This is a genomic window from Akkermansia sp. GGCC_0220 (assembly GCF_017566105.1).
In the GTDB taxonomy this organism is placed as follows: domain Bacteria; phylum Verrucomicrobiota; class Verrucomicrobiia; order Verrucomicrobiales; family Akkermansiaceae; genus Akkermansia; species Akkermansia massiliensis.
The window spans coordinates 15,822-32,962 of record NZ_JABFCI010000002.1 but is presented as its reverse complement, the minus strand read 5'-3'; the positions used below and the strand labels follow the sequence as shown (position 1 = coordinate 32,962).

At 52.4% G+C, this 17,141-nt stretch carries 16 protein-coding genes and 1 tRNA gene; 9 read left to right on the top strand and 8 right to left on the bottom strand.

Annotated features, from left to right (window positions below):
• The first annotated feature begins 7 nt into the window (after positions 1-7).
• Entirely contained in the window at positions 8-1,027 is a 1,020-nt protein-coding gene (gene meaB / locus HJW02_RS01740; RefSeq protein WP_022397960.1) for a methylmalonyl Co-A mutase-associated GTPase MeaB, read from the top strand.
• Here the strand turns inward: meaB and HJW02_RS01735 are convergent.
• Positions 1,002-1,478: an NUDIX domain-containing protein gene (locus HJW02_RS01735; protein ID WP_102728775.1), complete on the bottom strand. Its 477-nt coding sequence runs from the start codon at positions 1,476-1,478 to the stop codon at positions 1,002-1,004. The two genes, meaB and HJW02_RS01735, sit on opposite strands and share 26 nt — an antisense overlap.
• Positions 1,479-1,793: 315 nt before the next feature.
• The gene (locus HJW02_RS01730) at positions 1,794-1,967 is read right to left on the bottom strand and encodes a hypothetical protein (RefSeq protein ID WP_205597330.1); all 174 of its coding nucleotides are present in this window, start codon (positions 1,965-1,967) and stop codon (positions 1,794-1,796) included.
• 51 nt (positions 1,968-2,018) lie between these two features.
• Between HJW02_RS01730 and HJW02_RS01725 the strand changes: the two genes are divergently transcribed.
• The 5 genes from HJW02_RS01725 to HJW02_RS01705 all read left to right on the top strand — a co-directional run bounded on the left by HJW02_RS01725 (position 2,019) and on the right by HJW02_RS01705 (position 7,611).
• A complete protein-coding gene (locus tag HJW02_RS01725; protein WP_205597329.1) occupies positions 2,019-3,815 on the top strand; it encodes an alkyl sulfatase dimerization domain-containing protein in 1,797 nt (598 codons plus the stop codon).
• 788 nt (positions 3,816-4,603) lie between these two features.
• Entirely contained in the window at positions 4,604-5,443 is an 840-nt protein-coding gene (locus HJW02_RS01720; protein ID WP_102722333.1) for a DNA adenine methylase, read from the top strand.
• On the top strand, positions 5,436-6,722 hold the full coding sequence (locus HJW02_RS01715; protein ID WP_102722334.1) for a transcriptional regulator: 1,287 nt from the start codon (positions 5,436-5,438) through the stop codon (positions 6,720-6,722). The genes HJW02_RS01720 and HJW02_RS01715 overlap by 8 nt, the downstream gene beginning before the upstream one ends.
• A 19-nt stretch (positions 6,723-6,741) precedes the next feature.
• A complete protein-coding gene (locus tag HJW02_RS01710) occupies positions 6,742-6,996 on the top strand; it encodes a hypothetical protein (protein ID WP_102722335.1) in 255 nt (84 codons plus the stop codon).
• A gap of 93 nt (positions 6,997-7,089) precedes the next feature.
• Positions 7,090-7,611, top strand: coding sequence for a hypothetical protein (locus HJW02_RS01705; RefSeq protein ID WP_102728774.1), 522 nt, complete (start codon positions 7,090-7,092; stop codon positions 7,609-7,611).
• Between the two features lie 103 nt (positions 7,612-7,714).
• Here HJW02_RS01705 and ruvC read toward each other — a convergent pair whose 3' ends face one another.
• The 5 genes from ruvC to HJW02_RS01680 form a co-directional block, all read right to left on the bottom strand.
• Complete coding sequence (gene ruvC / locus HJW02_RS01700) at positions 7,715-8,218, bottom strand: crossover junction endodeoxyribonuclease RuvC (protein ID WP_102722337.1); 504 nt, start codon at positions 8,216-8,218, stop codon at positions 7,715-7,717.
• Positions 8,219-8,262: 44 nt separating this feature from the next.
• Entirely contained in the window at positions 8,263-9,420 is a 1,158-nt protein-coding gene (locus HJW02_RS01695) for a DEAD/DEAH box helicase (protein ID WP_240454389.1), read from the bottom strand.
• A gap of 106 nt (positions 9,421-9,526) precedes the next feature.
• A complete protein-coding gene (locus HJW02_RS01690; protein ID WP_022397968.1) occupies positions 9,527-10,156 on the bottom strand; it encodes an MBL fold metallo-hydrolase in 630 nt (209 codons plus the stop codon).
• A 91-nt stretch (positions 10,157-10,247) separates the two neighbouring features.
• The gene (pyrC, locus tag HJW02_RS01685) at positions 10,248-11,249 is read right to left on the bottom strand and encodes a dihydroorotase (protein WP_102730377.1); all 1,002 of its coding nucleotides are present in this window, start codon (positions 11,247-11,249) and stop codon (positions 10,248-10,250) included.
• A gap of 275 nt (positions 11,250-11,524) precedes the next feature.
• Positions 11,525-11,602 (bottom strand) — tRNA-Asp (locus HJW02_RS01680).
• Positions 11,603-11,837: 235 nt separating this feature from the next.
• Between HJW02_RS01680 and HJW02_RS01675 the strand changes: the two genes are divergently transcribed.
• From HJW02_RS01675 to HJW02_RS01665, 3 genes are read left to right on the top strand one after another with little or no spacing between them, the layout of a single operon-like run.
• A complete protein-coding gene (locus tag HJW02_RS01675; RefSeq protein ID WP_022397970.1) occupies positions 11,838-12,308 on the top strand; it encodes a MarR family transcriptional regulator in 471 nt (156 codons plus the stop codon).
• Between the two features lie 6 nt (positions 12,309-12,314).
• Positions 12,315-13,448: an efflux RND transporter periplasmic adaptor subunit gene (locus HJW02_RS01670; protein ID WP_022397971.1), complete on the top strand. Its 1,134-nt coding sequence runs from the start codon at positions 12,315-12,317 to the stop codon at positions 13,446-13,448.
• A gap of 7 nt (positions 13,449-13,455) precedes the next feature.
• Entirely contained in the window at positions 13,456-16,563 is a 3,108-nt protein-coding gene (locus tag HJW02_RS01665) for an efflux RND transporter permease subunit (protein WP_102722339.1), read from the top strand.
• Between the two features lie 107 nt (positions 16,564-16,670).
• Here HJW02_RS01665 and HJW02_RS01660 read toward each other — a convergent pair whose 3' ends face one another.
• Positions 16,671-17,141, bottom strand: coding sequence for a dihydrofolate reductase (locus HJW02_RS01660; RefSeq protein ID WP_102733242.1), 471 nt, complete (start codon positions 17,139-17,141; stop codon positions 16,671-16,673).

Here is a 17,141-nt window from a genome sequence, read left to right as displayed (position 1 = left end):
TCTATCCATGAGCAGCACTAAATTTGCACGTCCGCACCGCCCCTCCGTAGAAGAACTGGCCCAGGGAGTCCTGGCCGGGAACCGCGCCCTGCTGGGGAGGGCCATCACCCTGGTAGAAAGCAACGCCGCTAAAGACCAGGAAGCCTCACGGGCGCTCATCTCCAAGCTCCTGCCCCATTCGGGCAATGCCGTCCGCATCGGCATCACGGGCGTTCCCGGCGCGGGCAAATCCTCCTTCATTGAAGCCTTCGGCACCTACCTGTGCAAAAAAGGCTTCAAGGTGGCCGTGCTGGCCATTGACCCGTCCTCTTCCGTTTCCCGCGGTTCCATCATGGGGGACAAAACCCGCATGGAAGAACTCTCCGGGGAGGAAAACGCCTTCATCCGCCCTTCCCCCTCCGGCGGCTCCCTGGGCGGCGTAGCCAGAAAAACGCGTGAAACCATGATCGCGTGCGAAGCCGCGGGCTTTGACATTATCCTCATTGAAACCGTCGGCGTCGGCCAGTCGGAAACCACCGTCCGTTCCATGGTGGACATCTTCATGCTCCTGCTCATCACCGGAGCCGGAGACGACCTCCAGGGCATCAAGCGCGGCATCATGGAGCTGGCGGACATCCTGGTAGTCACCAAGGACGACGGCGACAACCGCCAGCGGGCGGCGGCCCACTGCCAGGAACTGAAAATGGTGCTCCACTACCTGCAAAGCCCCACCCCCGGCTGGACGCCCTCCGTCCTCACCTGTTCCTCCCTGGAAGGGCGCGGACTGGACACTATTGAAGAAACGCTCTTCCGCTTCCGGGACAGCATGAAGGAATCCGGCTTCTGGTACAACCGCCGCCGGAACCAGTCCCTCTCATGGGTTCAGGCCCTGGTGCATGAAGCCCTGCTCACCGCCTTTGAACAGCATCCCGCCGTGGCGTCCCGCATGCCCGTTCTGGAAAACATGGTGGCCGGGGACAAGATGGACCCCGTCTCCGCCGCGCACGACCTGCTGAGCCACTTCACTTATCCCGTGCCCGGACATTGAAGAAATCCGCCAGCACCCTGGCGTACACCTCCTTCTTGAACTCCGGCAGCCACTCCAGCCTGAACCGGGCCGGGGCTATCCACCTGTAGGCGCAGAACTCCCGGTGGTCCAGGCTGGGCTCCGGAGCGTCCGCACGCAGCCGGCACAGGAAATACTCCTGCTCCTGCCCCACAAAAGGCTGCTGCCGCTTTTCGCGGACATACTCCAGCACCTCCGGCGGATAATCGTAACGATAGCCGCCCCGGGATTCCACAACATCATACTGGGACGGCAGGAACCCCACTTCCTCCCGGACTTCCCGCTTCACTGCCTCCGTGGCAGTTTCTCCCGGATCAATCCCCCCCTGAGGGAACTGCCAGGCCCCTTTCTGCCTGGAACGTTCGCAAACCAGCAGCTTTCCGTCCTCCCGGACCAACAGCCCCGCCACATTGGGACGATACAATCTTTCCATGCCTTCTTACCTAGCACAACATTCCCTGCATTTCCAGCCATGTTCTTCCACAAATTTGCTACAGGCATGTAAAAATGACTCGGATACAGACACTTTATTCTCCCCGCCAAACAACTCCGGATATAAATCACAACCCATCAGCAGGATAAGTAATATAAAAAAACAAAAGACACCCTCCCTGGTTGTGGAATTTCCTGTTAAATATCCAGAAAACTCTGGTAGTCAAACATTAACATACTGCCATTTTCCGAACATTGTTCTTTAACGGCAAGTCTATTTTCCTGCAAGGTGAAAACTGGCTGACTGGCCGCTCTTTTACTTTTCACGTCCCGTTAATAAAAACTGATCATGAAAATAAAAATCAATTATTTCGCTGCCATGTTGCTGGCAATGTTCGCAGGGGGAGGCATAGGCGCCCAGGGCGCAGAGCAGCCTAAAAAGGCGACAAGCCATACTATTGAATACAACCAAAAATTTCTCGGTGCTCATGGCCTGGACGAGAACGACAAGCAAGACTTTCAGGATGCTGAAAAGGGATTCATGGCAACCCTCAAGGACCCGAACATTAAAAACAAGGAGGGGAGGACGGTCTTTGACATCTCTGCCTTTGACTTTACCAAGGACAAACCGGCCCCTGATACGGTGAACCCGAGTTTATGGCGCGTTTCCCAGCTCAATGCCAAAAGCGGGCTGTTCAAGGTCATGGACGGCATCTACCAGATTCGCGGGTTTGATCTTTCTAACATGACCATCATCGAAGGAAAGGAAGGCCTCATCATCATTGACCCCCTCATCTCGGAAGAAACCGCAAAAGCGGGGCTTGACCTCTACTATCGGGAAGTGGAACAGCCGGAGACTGGGAAACGTCCGGTCAAGGCAGTTGTATACACGCACTCCCATGTCGACCACTTTGGCGGAGTCAAGGGAGTAACATCGGAGCAAGACGTCAAATCCGGTAAAACGCAGATACTGGCGCCGGAGGGATTCCTGAAAGAAGCCGTTTCCGAAAACGTCTATGCCGGCAATGCCATGGGGAGGCGCTCCACGTACATGTATGCGGCGCCCTTTAACAAGGGGCCGGAGGGTACCGTAGGCTCCGGCCTGGGCACCGCCAGCTCCAGCGGAACCATTACAGTCATTCCGCCTACCGATACAATCACCAAAACGGGTGAAACAAGAACGATAGACGGAGTGGAGATGGAATTCATGATGGCCCCTGGAACAGAAGCCCCTTCTGAAATGCTGATGTATCTCCCTCAATTCAAGGCGCTTTGCAGTGCGGAGGACGCGACCCACACCATGCATAACCTTTATACCCTGAGAGGAGCCAAGGTTCGGGACGCAAGCAACTGGTGGAAGGCTCTTGATGAAGCCATCCAGCGTTATGGAGACAAAACGGAAGTCTTATTCGCACAGCACCACTGGCCGAGATGGGGGAAAGAACGCATCAGCCAGTTCCTGGCCAAGGAACGCAACGGCTACAAATACATGCACGACCGGACGTTGAACCTGATTAACAAGGGATATACGCCTGTAGAAATTGCGGAAATGATCAAGCTGCCGCCGGAAATCGACAAGGAATGGTACTTCCGGGGTTATTACGGCACGCTGAACCACAACGCCAAAGCCATTTATCAACGGTACATGGGCTGGTATGACGGCAACCCGGCAAACCTGTATGCCCTGCCGCCCGTGGAAGCGGCCAAGCGCTATGTTGAACTGGCAGGAGGGGCCGACAAGATGATAGACAACGCCCAAAAAGCCTTTGACAAAGGAGACTACCGCTGGACCGCCGAAGTATTAAAGCACGTGGTTTTTGCCGATCCGCAAAACAGCAAGGCAAGAAATCTGGCGGCGGACGCGCTTGAACAGCTCGGCTACCAGGCGGAATCCGGCCCCTGGCGCAATGAATTTCTCGTCGGTGCCTACGAACTGAGAAACGGCCTGCTTCAGAACCCTCTGGATCTTGTATCCAAGGATATTCTGTCCAACCTCACGCCGGAAATGCTGTTTGACTACATGGGCATCAGTCTCAATGCCGAGAAATCCAAAGGGAAAAAGCTCGCTTTCAACTGGATAGACCAAAACGGAAAACCATACGGCTTCTGGGTTGAGGACGAAGTACTGATGTACCGAGAAGGAAAACCGGTCGATCATCCTGATGCAGTAATTACCGGAGACAAGCTCAACTTCACCCTTATTGCCATGCAGGCCATGCCCTTGAAGGAAGCCCTGGACAAAGGCATGATCAAGATCGAAGGCAATGCAGACAAGTTCCAGGAGCTGATCGGATGCATGGACAAGTTCAATGGAAACTTCAACATCATAGAACCCTGACCTTTCATTGTTATTTTTAACGAAACCGCTTTTCCCGGCACTTGGGGAAAGCGGTTTTTTCATATGTTCCCACGCAGAGTGAGGCTCTCCCCCTCTATGTTAGCATCATTTCGCCATAGCCTGCAATTTTAGTGAATATACCAAAATCCTTATCTCTTTGTATCGTTATTATTAAAATTTAGTATATCAATCGACCCATTACCGTATCCTTATCCAAATAATTCATCAAGAGTTACTATCTTTTTTCAACTGCGACATTAAGAAACGGTACCATATCTTTGTATACATTTTCTTCCTAGGTTTCGGCATGAACTCGTTCAAAGTTCTCCATAATAAATCTTCCTGTCGTCCAGCCCACCAAGCCATTTCTCTCGTATTAATTTCTTTCTACGAAAACACTAATATTATTTCTTTCTAAAAATTTGAAAATCAACAATTTTTGTTAGATGATATCATCTCTACATATCTTTTTCTATAAAGCAACTTCCTAGAAATCACCATCAATGTTTCATATTAAATAATAAAAATCATTTTATTTTTTAACAAATTTTTAAAATGGCATAATAATATCTTAATAATTTATTAAAAATAAAAAATATAATTATAAATATAAATTTATAATAAATTTCCCTTATACAAAAGACATCCATAAAAATCATTCAAATTATGATTGACAATCGACTAAGAAAACTGTAAGGAAAATCTAGTCGGGGCAGAAAAATAACTAATAAAAATAGGATCATAGTTTTTCCTATAAAAATAAAAATAATATAAAAATAGATTTTATAATGATAAAAAACAAATTAGTTACCCCGTTTGTAAAGTGGGTTGGCGGCAAGAGGCAACTTATAAATTCTATAATAGAATTCATACCGAAAAATATAAAAAATCATACTTATGTAGAACCATTTATTGGAGGAGGAGCTGTATTTTTTCATCTCCAACCTAAAAAAGCAATTATTAATGACTTCAACTCTGAATTAATAAATGTCTATAATGTAATTAAAAATAATTTAAATGAACTTATTATAGATTTAAAAACTCATAAAAACGAATCCAAATATTTTTATGAAATACGAAGTCTAGATCGATCATCTGATTTTAAAAAAATAGGAGAGGTACGGCGAGCTTCCAGGCTGATATATTTAAATAAGACTTGTTATAATGGATTATATCGTGTAAACAATTCTGGAGAATTTAATTCTCCATTTGGCAAATATAAAAATCCAAATATCGTCAACGAACCAGTTTTAAGAGCAGTTTCTCTATATCTAAATTCCAACAATATAAAAATTTATAATAGAGATTATAATGATATTTTGAAAAATTTGGAAAAGAACTCATTTGTATATCTGGATCCTCCCTATCATCCTATTTCAGATAGTTCTAATTTCACTGGTTACGTTCAGGGTGGATGGAATATTCTTGATCAAATAAAATTGCGTGAGGCTTGTGACGACTTGACAAAAAGAGGCATAAAATTTTTATTATCTAATTCCTCGTCTAATTTCATTAAAGAACAGTATAAGGAATATCACATTAGCACTGTCAGGGCGATCCGTTCAATTAACGCGAATGCGGAAAAACGGGGAGAAGTAGATGAAGTTTTAATACGCAATTATGAATAGATATAAAAACGATATAGCGTGGGAACAAATTTTTGAAAAACACCGTATCTTAGATGCAATAAAATCGAAAGGACGGGTAACAATATCCTCCACAGATATTAATGAGTTCAGAGAAGCACGCTTGATGACAAAATTTGATCATCGTTCCCAGCTCCCCCATTTATTCTCTGAAAATAACTTATCAATTCTACCTACATCCAGAGGCACTTATGAAATCAGTACTTTTGAAACTTTTTGTACTTTTAAAAAAGAAGAAATAGATATAACATTCATTGATTTTCCTACTTTTCTAGAAAGTATGGATTATAAAGATATAACAAGCGAAGCAACTTCAATTAATTGTATTTTTGTTTCAAAAATATTGCATGACTTTACAGGTGAAGACAATTTGTTTCCGACAATAAGCGGACGAATGAGTTCCTCTTTATTTGATTTCAAAATTAATTCTTCCGAAGACCAAAAACAATTTGAAGTAAAAGTAAATAATTCTCAAATAGAAATAGATGGAGGTTATGAAGGAAATGATTCATTAATATTGATAGAAGCCAAAAATTATATTTCTGATGACTTTTTAATCCGTCAGCTATATTATCCTTACCGTTTATGGAAAGAGAAGGTGAATAAACAAATACGTCCGATATTTTTAACATATTCAAATGGTATTTTTCATATTCGTGAATATGAATTTACAGATGCTAAATTTTATAACTCTATTCGTTTGATTAAGCATAAAAAATATGCAATTCAAGAAGGATCTATTAATATTGAAGCTATACAAAATATTTTAGAAAACACAAAAACTGTATCAGAACCATCGATTCCCTTTCCTCAAGCTGACAGCTTTGAACGCATAATCAATCTGTGTGAATTATTAAAACAAAAATTATTCCTTAGCAAGGAAGAAATTACGCAGAATTATGATTTTGATGCCCGACAAACAGAATATTATTTTAATGCTGCAAAATATTTAGGTTTGGTCGATAAAAAATATGATAATAATAATATAAAATATGTTCTCACTGAAACAGGCTTGGGCATGTTTAATAAATCTATTACAGACAGACAACTTGAATTTGTAAAGCTCATATTATCGCATAAAATTTTTAAAGAATCATTAAAATTATATTTAAAAAAAGGGAATACTCCATCAAAAAACGAAATTGTCGAAATCATGAAAAAATCTAATTTATATAATATTAGTTCAAATGAAACTTACAAACGCAGAGCATCCACTATTATTTCATGGTCAAATTGGATACTTGGTTTAATTGAAGAATAATTTAGATACTATTAATTTTATGACTTGTAAAAAAGAACATCGTTACGATCTTCAATTTAACAATTTACCAGACGATCAAGGAGGAGCTGGGAGGCACCGTTGCGCTGGATGTGCTTATGACAGAGGCTACAAAGATGGATTACGCCGTAAAGAAAAATTAAATATAGATTTGAATTCGTTACCTGAAAGCCAAGCAGGTGCAGTAAGGCATAAAAGTCCTCATGCTGCCTATGCACTTGGTTATCAAAAAGGAGTGGAGGATTCTTACCATTAATTTTATTTCTCCTGTTTGATTGCAGTACTTAATAATAAGTGTTTTTAATAATTTCTCTTCATCTCACCTAAATGCGAATGTTTGTATAAGAATATGAAAAATCTCTTCTTTTTTACTTTAGCGGTTTGTATTTTCACAGCTGTACCCCTTTCCGCCCAGTCCAAAACGGGGGCTCCTACCCAGTCTACGGATGATTACAACCAGAGCCAGTTCTGGATCGGCAATTTTCCGGAGGGGCAGTATGTGGTGCATCTCAGCCGGATTGTAGCTGTGGCGCAGCACAAGTATATTCTGGACAACGCGTGCATGGTGTATGAAGTGACGTTGGTCACCATGGGGAATACGCCCACCAAGTTTTATTATCTGGAGACGCTGGGGCAGAATTCCGGCATCAATGCCATCAAGAATGTGACCGACCGGGCGAAGGAACTCGGTTCCGGCGCCGTCAACCGGGCGACGGGAGGAAGCATTGATCCGGATACCACCGTCGCCAAGGCTTACCCGAATACAAATACCGTCGAGTTCCGCGTAGCCACTCTGGAACAGCTCAACAAGATGTACGCCTCCCTGCTCAAGGCGTGGCAGGACGGGAAAGGAAGGACCTTCAAGCCTTGAAGGTAGTGATGAGAGTTTAGAGAGTAGTGATTAGATTTTAAATTCGCGGACTGCAAGTCCGGATTTTTTACACTAAACTCTCATCTCTAAACTCTCATCACTGTTAAATGTATTTCCTCTCCATCATGTGGGCCTTCAAGGGGTCCGCGGAGAAGAGGTGCGTGAGGCCGATCGCCAGGGCGTCCGCGGCATCGGATTCCGGCGTTTCCCGGAGTTCCAGCAGGGCGCGCACCATGAAGGCGACCTGCGCTTTTTGAGCGGCCCCCCGCCCTACAACGGAGAGTTTCACGCTTTTGGGAGAGTATTCCATGATCCGCAGTCCGGCTTCCGCCGCGGCAATGACCACGGCCGCCTTGGCCGCGCCCATCGTGATGGCCGTCTGATGGGACTGGACGTAGATGATGCGTTCCACCGCCATTTCATCCGGTTCCCATTTGTCAATGAGGTTGCCCAGGTGCTGCTTGATGGCAAGCAGGCAGCCGGACTGGGACACACTCCGGGGAATGGAGAGCGTTCCGTAGTCCAGCGCGCACGCCCGGCGATGGTCGCCCTCCACCACGGCATAGCCCGTGTTGCGGATGGCCGGGTCTATGGCAAGGATGCGCATGGGATGATATTCATTCCCGCAGAGAGAACCTTGTCAGCTCCCCCTTAGCGTCTGCGGCGCTTGGGTCCGGCGGGTTTGGACTTGCGGACGGATTTAACGGGCTTGTCTTCCAGCAGGGCGGTGTACGTGTAGTCAAAGCCGTCCAGCTTTTTGCGTTCAATGGGCTTTCCGATGAAGTTTTCCACAGCCGTGGCAAAGTCCACTTCATCCGCCGTCATGATCGTGAAGGCGTCTCCGGAGGCTTCGGCACGGCCGGTACGGCCGATGCGGTGCACGTAGTCTTCCGCATTTTCCGGCACCCGGTAGTTGATGACGTGGGTCACGCCGCTGATGTCAATGCCGCGCGCCGCCACGTCCGTAGCCACCAGAATATCATATTTGCCGCTTTTGAAGCCCTTGAGCGCTTCCATGCGTTCCTTCTGGGGAATGTCGGAGTGCATGACGGCCACTTCCCCGCGGTAGCCATGCTGCTTGAGCATGCCGCACACGGCGTCCGCCTCCTTGCGGGTACGGGTGAAGATCATGACGGAATGGAAGTCCGTCCCCTTGAGCAAGGCCAGCAGCAGTTCGTCCCGCTGGTCCAGCGCCACCGGGTAAAAGGCATGGCTGATGGTGGCGGCCACTTCGCGCCGGGCGATGGTGACTTCCGCCGGGTCCGTCAGGCACCATTTGGCAAATCCGGCGATGACCGGGGGCATGGTGGCGGAGAAGAAGAGGGTCTGCCTGCCTTCCCACGGGCAGAGGTTGACGATTTTACGGACGATGGGGAGAAAGCCCATGTCCAGCATGCGGTCCACCTCATCCAGCACCAGGGCCTTGACTTCTCCGAAGCGCATGGTGCCGCGGTAGAAGTGGTCCACCAGGCGGCCGGGCGTTGCCACCACGATGTCCGCTCCGTTTTTCAGGTCTTCCGTCTGCTTCCCGTAGCCCACGCCGCCGTACAGCAGGGCCACTTTCAGCCCGGTGAATTCGCCGTATTCGGCAAAGGCTTCCGCCACCTGGTCCGCCAGTTCGCGGGTGGGTTCCAGCACCAGTATCTGGGGCTTGCCGATGGGCTGAAGCTTTGTCAGCAGGGGGAGGGCAAAAGCGGCGGTTTTTCCCGTTCCCGTCTGGGAGGCCCCAATGAGGTCCCGGCCCTCCAGAATGATGGGAATGGCCTGCTCCTGAATGGGGGTGGGATGTTCATAACCGCATTTTTCCACCGCCTTCAAGACGGGTTCCGATAAACCTAATTCTGAAAATAACATTGATCTTGTATGCTTGCTAAAGAGTGGAGCACGTCCCCGCGCAGCGGCGCGGGAAGCGTGGTCAGGAGATGAACGGATTGGTCAGCAGTTCATTCTTCACGGTGGTGTACGGTCCGTGTCCCGGGAAAATCATGGTCGTGGCGGGCTGGTTGAGCACTTTCTTTTCTATGCCCTGTTTCAGCAGGCGCAGGTTCCCTCCCGGAAGGTCCGTCCGTCCGATGGAACCGGCAAAGATAACGTCTCCCGTGAACATGATTCCCTCGTCCGGCAGGTCGTAAACGATGCTGTCCGGAGAGTGTCCCGGCACCTGGTGCAGATGCCACAGCAGGCCGCCCCAGTTTGCCGTGTGGATGTCCGGCGTGAGTATTTCATCCACCACAAACGGCTGTACGTTGAGGGGAAGCCCCCAGGCGTCGCGCGCCATTTTTTCCAGCGTCAAGTCTTCAGTGTAAGGCTGTCCGGCGTGAATGCGGCAGCCGAAGATCTGGCGCATGCGGCAGGCGTCCTCCACGTGGTCAAAGTGCTGGTGCGTGATGAGAAGGTCCGTGATGATGATATCGGGCTTTTTGGAGTATATCCAGTCCGCGAAGCCGGACGGAGCGTCCACCGCCACGTAAGAGTTATCCTTCGTCTTGAAGAGATAACCATTACAGGAAGCTACTCCACCCGTATAAACGCGAATCCGATCCATGAGCAGGGATTGTAGTGAGATCGTCCGGAATATCCAGTATAAAGACGGTTTCCTTCAATTGCTTTCTGTCATCTTCCCGCGGGGGTGGCCGTCACACCAAGCTCCAGGGAATGACGCTTCCGGCCTCCATCGGCACCACTTTCTGTCCATGCCCCTCGTAGGCGTCCGGCACCAGCATTTCCCGCCGCTGCAGGCGCACCGTCCTGGCAGGAGGCTTCAGTCCGTACAGGGAACAGGCATGGCCGGAAACGAAGCCCTGCAACCGGTCCAGGGCGCCGTGTCCGTCAAACAGGGCCGCCAGGCGCGGCAGGGCGATGGGAGCGGTGAATACGCCGGCGGCGCAACCGCACGCTTCCTTGGCGTGGACGGGATGGGGGGCGGAGTCACTGCCGAACATGAGACGCGGATGTCCGGATAGGGCAGCTTTCAACAGCGCTTCCCGGTCTTCCGGCCTTTTGGCGATCGGCTTGCAGAAGAGGTGGGGGCGCAGCATGCCCCCGGCCACGTCGTCCAGCGTGATAAGAAGGTGCTGGAGGGTTACGGTAGCCGCCAGGTTTTCAAATTCATCCAGCAGCCGTACGGCGGAGGCCGTGGTGATGTGTTCCATGCAGATGGTCAGCCGGGGGAAGCGGGTGGCCAGATCACGGTAAACGTCCAGGAATTCGGCTTCCCGGTCCATCACGAATCCGTGGCTTTCACCGTGCACCAGCAGCGGAATGCCCATTTCCTGCATGAGGGACATGGTGCCCTCCGCATCCTTCATGGCCCTTACGCCTCCTTCGCTGTTCGTGGTTGCTCCCGCCGGGTACAGCTTGATGCCGAATACCAGTTCCTTGAGCGTAGCCAGTTCCTTTTCGGAATAGGAGCGGAAGAACGCCGTCATGTACGGCTGGAAGACGTCTCCCCCGCAAGCGTCCAGCACCCGCTGCCGGTAGGCCTGCACCGCCTCCGCATCCGCCACAGGGGGCACCAGGTTGGGCATGATGACCGCCCCGGCAAAGGAGGCGGAGCTCAGGGGTGCGACCAGTTTCAGCATGTCGCCGTCCCTCAGGTGAAGATGCATGTCCAGCGGGGAGTGCAGTTCCAGAATCATGCGGGTATCATGGGGGAAGATTGTGGCGAAATCAAGCATGGTCCCCTGCTCCGCGGAAAGGAGGGGTTTGGCGGAGAGAAGGAGAAGGGGGAATAAGAGCCTCCGCTCCCGGTTGGATGCCTTTCATTCAAACCGTGGGGATTTATGCAAAGGCACCACCCCTGCCGGGATGCGTCTTGGGAAAAAACAGGCAAACGAACAGGTGCCGGAGAACCGGACAATCCCAGGGCACAAAAAAGCCGCCCGGAGGCGGCCGTTTCTTCTTTGAAACAAGGTGGCGAAGCGGACGGGGCTCGAACCCGCGACCTCCAGCGTGACAGGCTGGCGCTCTAACCGAACTGAGCTACCGCTCCCTGACCTTGAATGTTGTTCCTGCCTTGCGGCGAGGACGTGGAGGCTTATACACGCCTTTATACCCCAGTGACAAGAAAAAAAGACTTTTTTTGAAACTTCCGCAACCTCCGGCGGTTTGTATGGTGAAGGAGCCATGATTTTTCATTTTTCCGATTTATTTCGACACGGCAACAAATTCTCAACTTTATTTGTTTTAGTTTGACAACAATTAACCGGTTTTGACATAACAGCCCCATGCTTCAACCTGCCGTGGATATCACTACCTCCGTTCACAAGTTCGAGACCATCCTTTACCAGTTTAAAAGAGATAACTTGAATGAAGTGGACCAGAGCCACTATCAGAAGATCATGGGGCTCTCCGTCCGGCAGATGAATGCCCTGGGCGCCCTGAACCGGTTGATGACCAACCGCCATGAAGGCATTCCCCTGAAGACGCTCGCCCACCATCTCCGCATGAGCATTCCCTCCACGTCCCTGCTGGTGGACAGCATGGTGAAGAAGGGCCTGTTTGACCGCAAGGAGAACCCGCGCGACAGGCGTTCCCTGTGCATCCGCCTTTCCGAGGAAGGGGAGTCCAGGTTCCAGCTGCTTTACAACGGCATGAAGCAACGGCTGGACACCCTGTTCAGCACCCTGGCGGAGGAGGACAAGGAGAATTTCTGCCGCATTGTGGATACCCTTTACAACCACGTTTACAGTAAATAATACCATATGAAAAAACATACGCACCAACGGAAGGTTCCCCTCCGCCTGCTGGCCGGATCCGGCCTGCTTTTCTCTCTGCTTGTTCCGGGTTATTCCCAGGGAGCGCCGGGAGGGGCCGCCAAGCCCAGCACCGTACTCGTCGAGAAAGCGACCGCCATCGACAGCGCGGTGAACAAGAAATACATCGGCCAGGTGGAAGCCATTGACCGGGTAACCGTACAGCCCCGCGTTTCCGGCAACATCGTGGCCACCCGCTTCCGGGAAGGCAAGGTGGTGAAGAAGGGAGACCTCCTTTTCGAGATAGAAGACACGCGCTACAAGGCGGCCGTGGAGGAAGCGGTGGCCAAGAAGGCCCAGCTTGAAGCCAAGCTGCTGTACGCCAAGAACAGCTTTGAACGCTATAACAGGCTGCTGGCCTCCAAGTCCGTCTCCATGGATACGGTGGAAAACGCCAAGAGCACCATGCACGCCCTGGAAGCGGAGATCCAGTCCGCAGACGCCGCCATCACGGTAGCGAAGGATGACCTCAATTACACCAAACTGACGGCCCCCATCACGGGACGCACGGGCCGCGTCACTTTTTCCACGGGCAATTACATCACGCCCACCTCCGGTTCCCTGGTGACCATCACGGGCATTGACGAGGTGTACGTGAAGTTCCCCATCAGCGAACGCGATTTCCTTTCCCTGTTCGGCACCCAGGAGAAGATGAAGAAGGATGCCCTCGTGTCCGTCAACCTCGCCAACGGCAAGGCATACGACCAGCCGGGCAAAATTTTCATGACGGACAATACCGTCCAGCCGACTACGGACACCCTGAACGTCTGGGCCAGGTTCCCCAATCCGGAAGACGTGCTGACGCCCGGCGGCGTGGTGACGGTGAATCTTTCCAAGAAGAACGTGGACCGCTTCCCGGCTGCCAACATTTCTTCCGTGATGCACGACGCCTACAAGAGCTACGTTTACGTGGTGAATGACCAGGGCGTGGTGGAGCGCCGCGACGTCACGCTGGGCAACACGGTCAATAATGAACAGTGCTTCAGCTCCGGCGTGAAGGAAGGGGAAGTCATCATCATCGACGGCATGCACAAGGTGCGTCCCGGCGCCAAGGTGAATCCGGTGTATTCCGCTCAAAACTGATCATCCCATGATTGCGGACCTGTTTATCAAACGCCCCAAATTCGCCATCGTCATCGCCATCCTGATGATTCTGGCGGGCGGCATCTGCCTGAAGCAGCTGCCCATTGCGGAGTATCCGGAAATCGCCCCCACCAGCATCAACGTGCAGGCCACTTACACGGGCGCGAGCGCCCAGGTGGTGATGGAGACGCTGGCCTCCCCCATTGAGGAGGAATTGAACGGGCTGGAAAACCTGCTTTATTTCTCCTCCAAGTCTGACAACACCGGCGGTTATTCCCTTTCCCTGACGTTCAAGAGCGGCACGGACTCGGACATCAACATGGTGAACGTCCAGAACGCCTTGAAGCGCGTGGAGTACAAGCTGCCCAAGGAAGTGACGGACCAGGGCATCAAGATACGTAAGCGCTCCTCGGACATCCTGGGGTTCTTCGCCTTCCGGTCCACCAGCATGAGTTCCCTGGAGCTGAACAACTTCGTCAAGTCCAGGGTGAAGGATGAGATCGCCCGCGTGCCGGGCATCTCCGCCGTCAACCTGATGCCGGAAAAGAATTACAGCATGCGCATTTGGCTGGACGCCCTGCGCATGTCCGCCCTGAATATCACTCCGGATGACGTTTCCAACGCCATCAAGGCGCAGAACGTGCAGGCCGCCGCCGGGTCCATCGGTTCGGAAGGGGAAAACAATTTCATCCAGTACAAGGTGAACGTCACCGGGCGGCTTCAAACCGTGGAGGAGTTCAGCAAGATTATCGTCCGCACCGGACAGGACGGCCACGTCACCCGTCTGGACGACATCGCCCGCATTGAGCTGGGCGCGGAAACCTACACGGGCAGCAGCCGCAACAACGGGGAGGATTCCGTGAACATGGCCGTGTACCGCCTGGACGACGCCAATGCCCTGGAAGCCATGAACGGCGTGAAGGATACGCTGGTCAAATTGCAGGAACGCTTTCCGGACGGCGTAAGCTATGTCGTCAGTTACGACCCCACGCAATATATTTCCGCCACCATGGCGGAAATCGTGGAAACGCTGATTATCGCCCTGATTCTGGTGGTGGGCATCACGTACGTGTTCCTTCAGGACTGGCGCGCCACCCTCATTCCGGCGCTCGCCATTCCCGTTTCCCTGATTGGCACCTTCGCCATCCTGCTGCCGCTGGGCTTTTCCATCAACGTGCTGACCATGTTCGGCCTGATTCTGGTGATCGGCTCCCTGGTGGACGACGGCATCATCGTGGTGGAGAATACCATGCGCATTCTGGAAACGGAAGACCTGACCCCGGAAGAAGCCACCAAGAAGAGCATGCACCAGATTACGGGGGCCATCATCGCCACCACGCTGGTGACGGTGGCCATTTACGTGCCCATCGCCTTTTTCGGCGGCATGGTGGGGAACATTTACATGCAGTTCTCCGTGACCATGTGCGTGGCCCTCTGCCTTTCCGCCATCAATTCCTTGACGCTCAGCCCCGCCCTGTGCGTGCTGCTGCTGAAGAAGAAGAAAAGGAAGCAGAGCAGGTTCAGCCCCTTCCGCCCCTTCAACGCCACGCTGGAATGGGCGCGCAAGAGCTATATCAAGTGCGCCGGCATCATGGTGCGCCGCGCCTGGCTCACGCTGATTCTGCTGGCCGCCGTGCTGCTCGGCAACTGGAAGCTGTTTGAAACCGTTCCCAAGTCCTTCCTTCCCCCGGAAGACAAGGGCACCGTCTTCTGCGACATCCAGCTGGCTCCGGGCGCTACGCTGGGCCGTACGGAACAGGCCATGCGCAGCGCGGAGCAGAAGCTCATGAGCATTCCCGGCGTGCGCCAGGTTTCCTCCACCTCCGGGTTCAGCTTCATGGGCGGCAACGGGGAAAACCTGGGCATGTGCATCGCCCAGCTTGACTCCTGGGACAAGCGCAAGACTCCGGAGCTTTCCCTGGATTCCATCATGCAGAAGGCTTCCATCCTGTGCGACGAGATTCCGGCGGCCAAGGCCACCGTGTTCAGCCCACCCGCCATCATGGGCCTGGGCCTGACGGGCGGCGTCTCCTTCATGCTCCAGGCCAGTGGCGAGGAAACTCCCAAGGACCTGGAACGCGTGACGAACGAACTGCTGGACAAGATCAACAAGCTGCCGGGGGCCATGTACGCCCGCAGCGCGTATGAGGCGAACACGCCCCAGCTTTTCCTGAACATCGACCGTGAAAAGGCGCAGAGCATGCACGTGCCCGTAAACCGCATTTTCACGACGCTCCAGAGCAAGCTGGCCTCCATGTACATCAATGATTTCAACCTGATCGGCTACACGTTCAAGGTGAAGATGCAGTCCGCGGCGGAAGACCGCACCAGCATCAACGACATCATGAACACCTACATCCAGAACGACCAGGGCCAGATGGTGCCGCTCAGCTCCGTAGCCACTCTGTCCTACATGGTCGGACCGCGGCAGATATCCCGCTTCAACCAGCTCATGTCCGCGGAAGTGACCGCCCAGGCCAAGCCAGGCGTCAGCAGCGGCGAGCTGATGAACCAGATTGAGGCCCTGCCGCTGCCGGAAAATTATTCCATCACCTGGACGGACATGAGCTACCAGGAACGGCAGAATGACGGCAAGATCGTGCTGCTGATGGGCATGGCCCTGCTCTTCGGCTACCTGTTCCTGGTGGCGCAGTATGAGAGCTGGACGGTCCCCATTTCCGTCATCGTCTCCGTCTCCGTGGCCCTGCTGGGCGCCCTGCTGGGCCTGATCATCTGCAACACTCCCCTGAGCATTTACGCCCAGCTCGGGCTGGTGATGCTGGTGGGCCTGGCCGGGAAGAACGCCATCCTGATGGTGGAGTTCTCCAAGATGGAGCGGGAACGCGGCGTGCCTATCCAGGAGGCGGCTCTGGAAGGAGCCCGGCAGCGTTTCCGCGCCGTGATGATGACGGCCATTTCCTTCATCATCGGGGTGTTCCCCATGGTGATCGCCTCCGGCGCGGGCGCGGCAAGCCGCAAGGCCATCGGCATCTCCACCTTCTACGGCATGATTCTTGCCACCGTGGTGGGCATCCTGTTCATTCCGGCGCTGTACGCCATGTTCCAGCGCTACCGTGAATGGGTGAAGGCCCTGTTCACCGGAAAGGCGCAATAACGGGAGAAAAAATCCCTATTTGGAAGACGGGGCGGCTTTGCCGCTCCGTCTTTTTTGCGCTTCATCCCATATCCGGGGAGAATGCGGAAAAGAAGCCGTCCCTTCCCCTACTCGTACAAGTACAGGTCAAAGCCTTCAAACCGTTCCTTCAGGGATGCATGGCCAAGCTTGTCCTCAAACGGCGGGAGGAACGTATCCGCCGGATATTCCCCCTTTACTTTGGAGACCCACATGCGGGACATGAACGGCATCATGAGTGAAAAAATTTCCGCCCCGCCGATGACCATGACTTCCGGGTTGATCAGCTCCAGCCGTTCCAGTTCCTCCACGGAATGGATCACCTGCACCCCTTCCGCCGTCCAGGCCGGGTCGCGGGTCAGCACGATGTTCTGCCTGCCGGGGAGCGGCCTGCCGATGCTCTCATATGTTTTCCGGCCCATCAGCACGGGATGTCCCGTCGTGATGCGCTTGAAGGTCTTGAGGTCGTCCGGCAGTCGCCAGGGCAACACTCCCCGGTAGCCAATGCCGCGGCCGGGGGCCATGGCGACTACTCCTGTGTAAGTAACGGGCTGTGACAT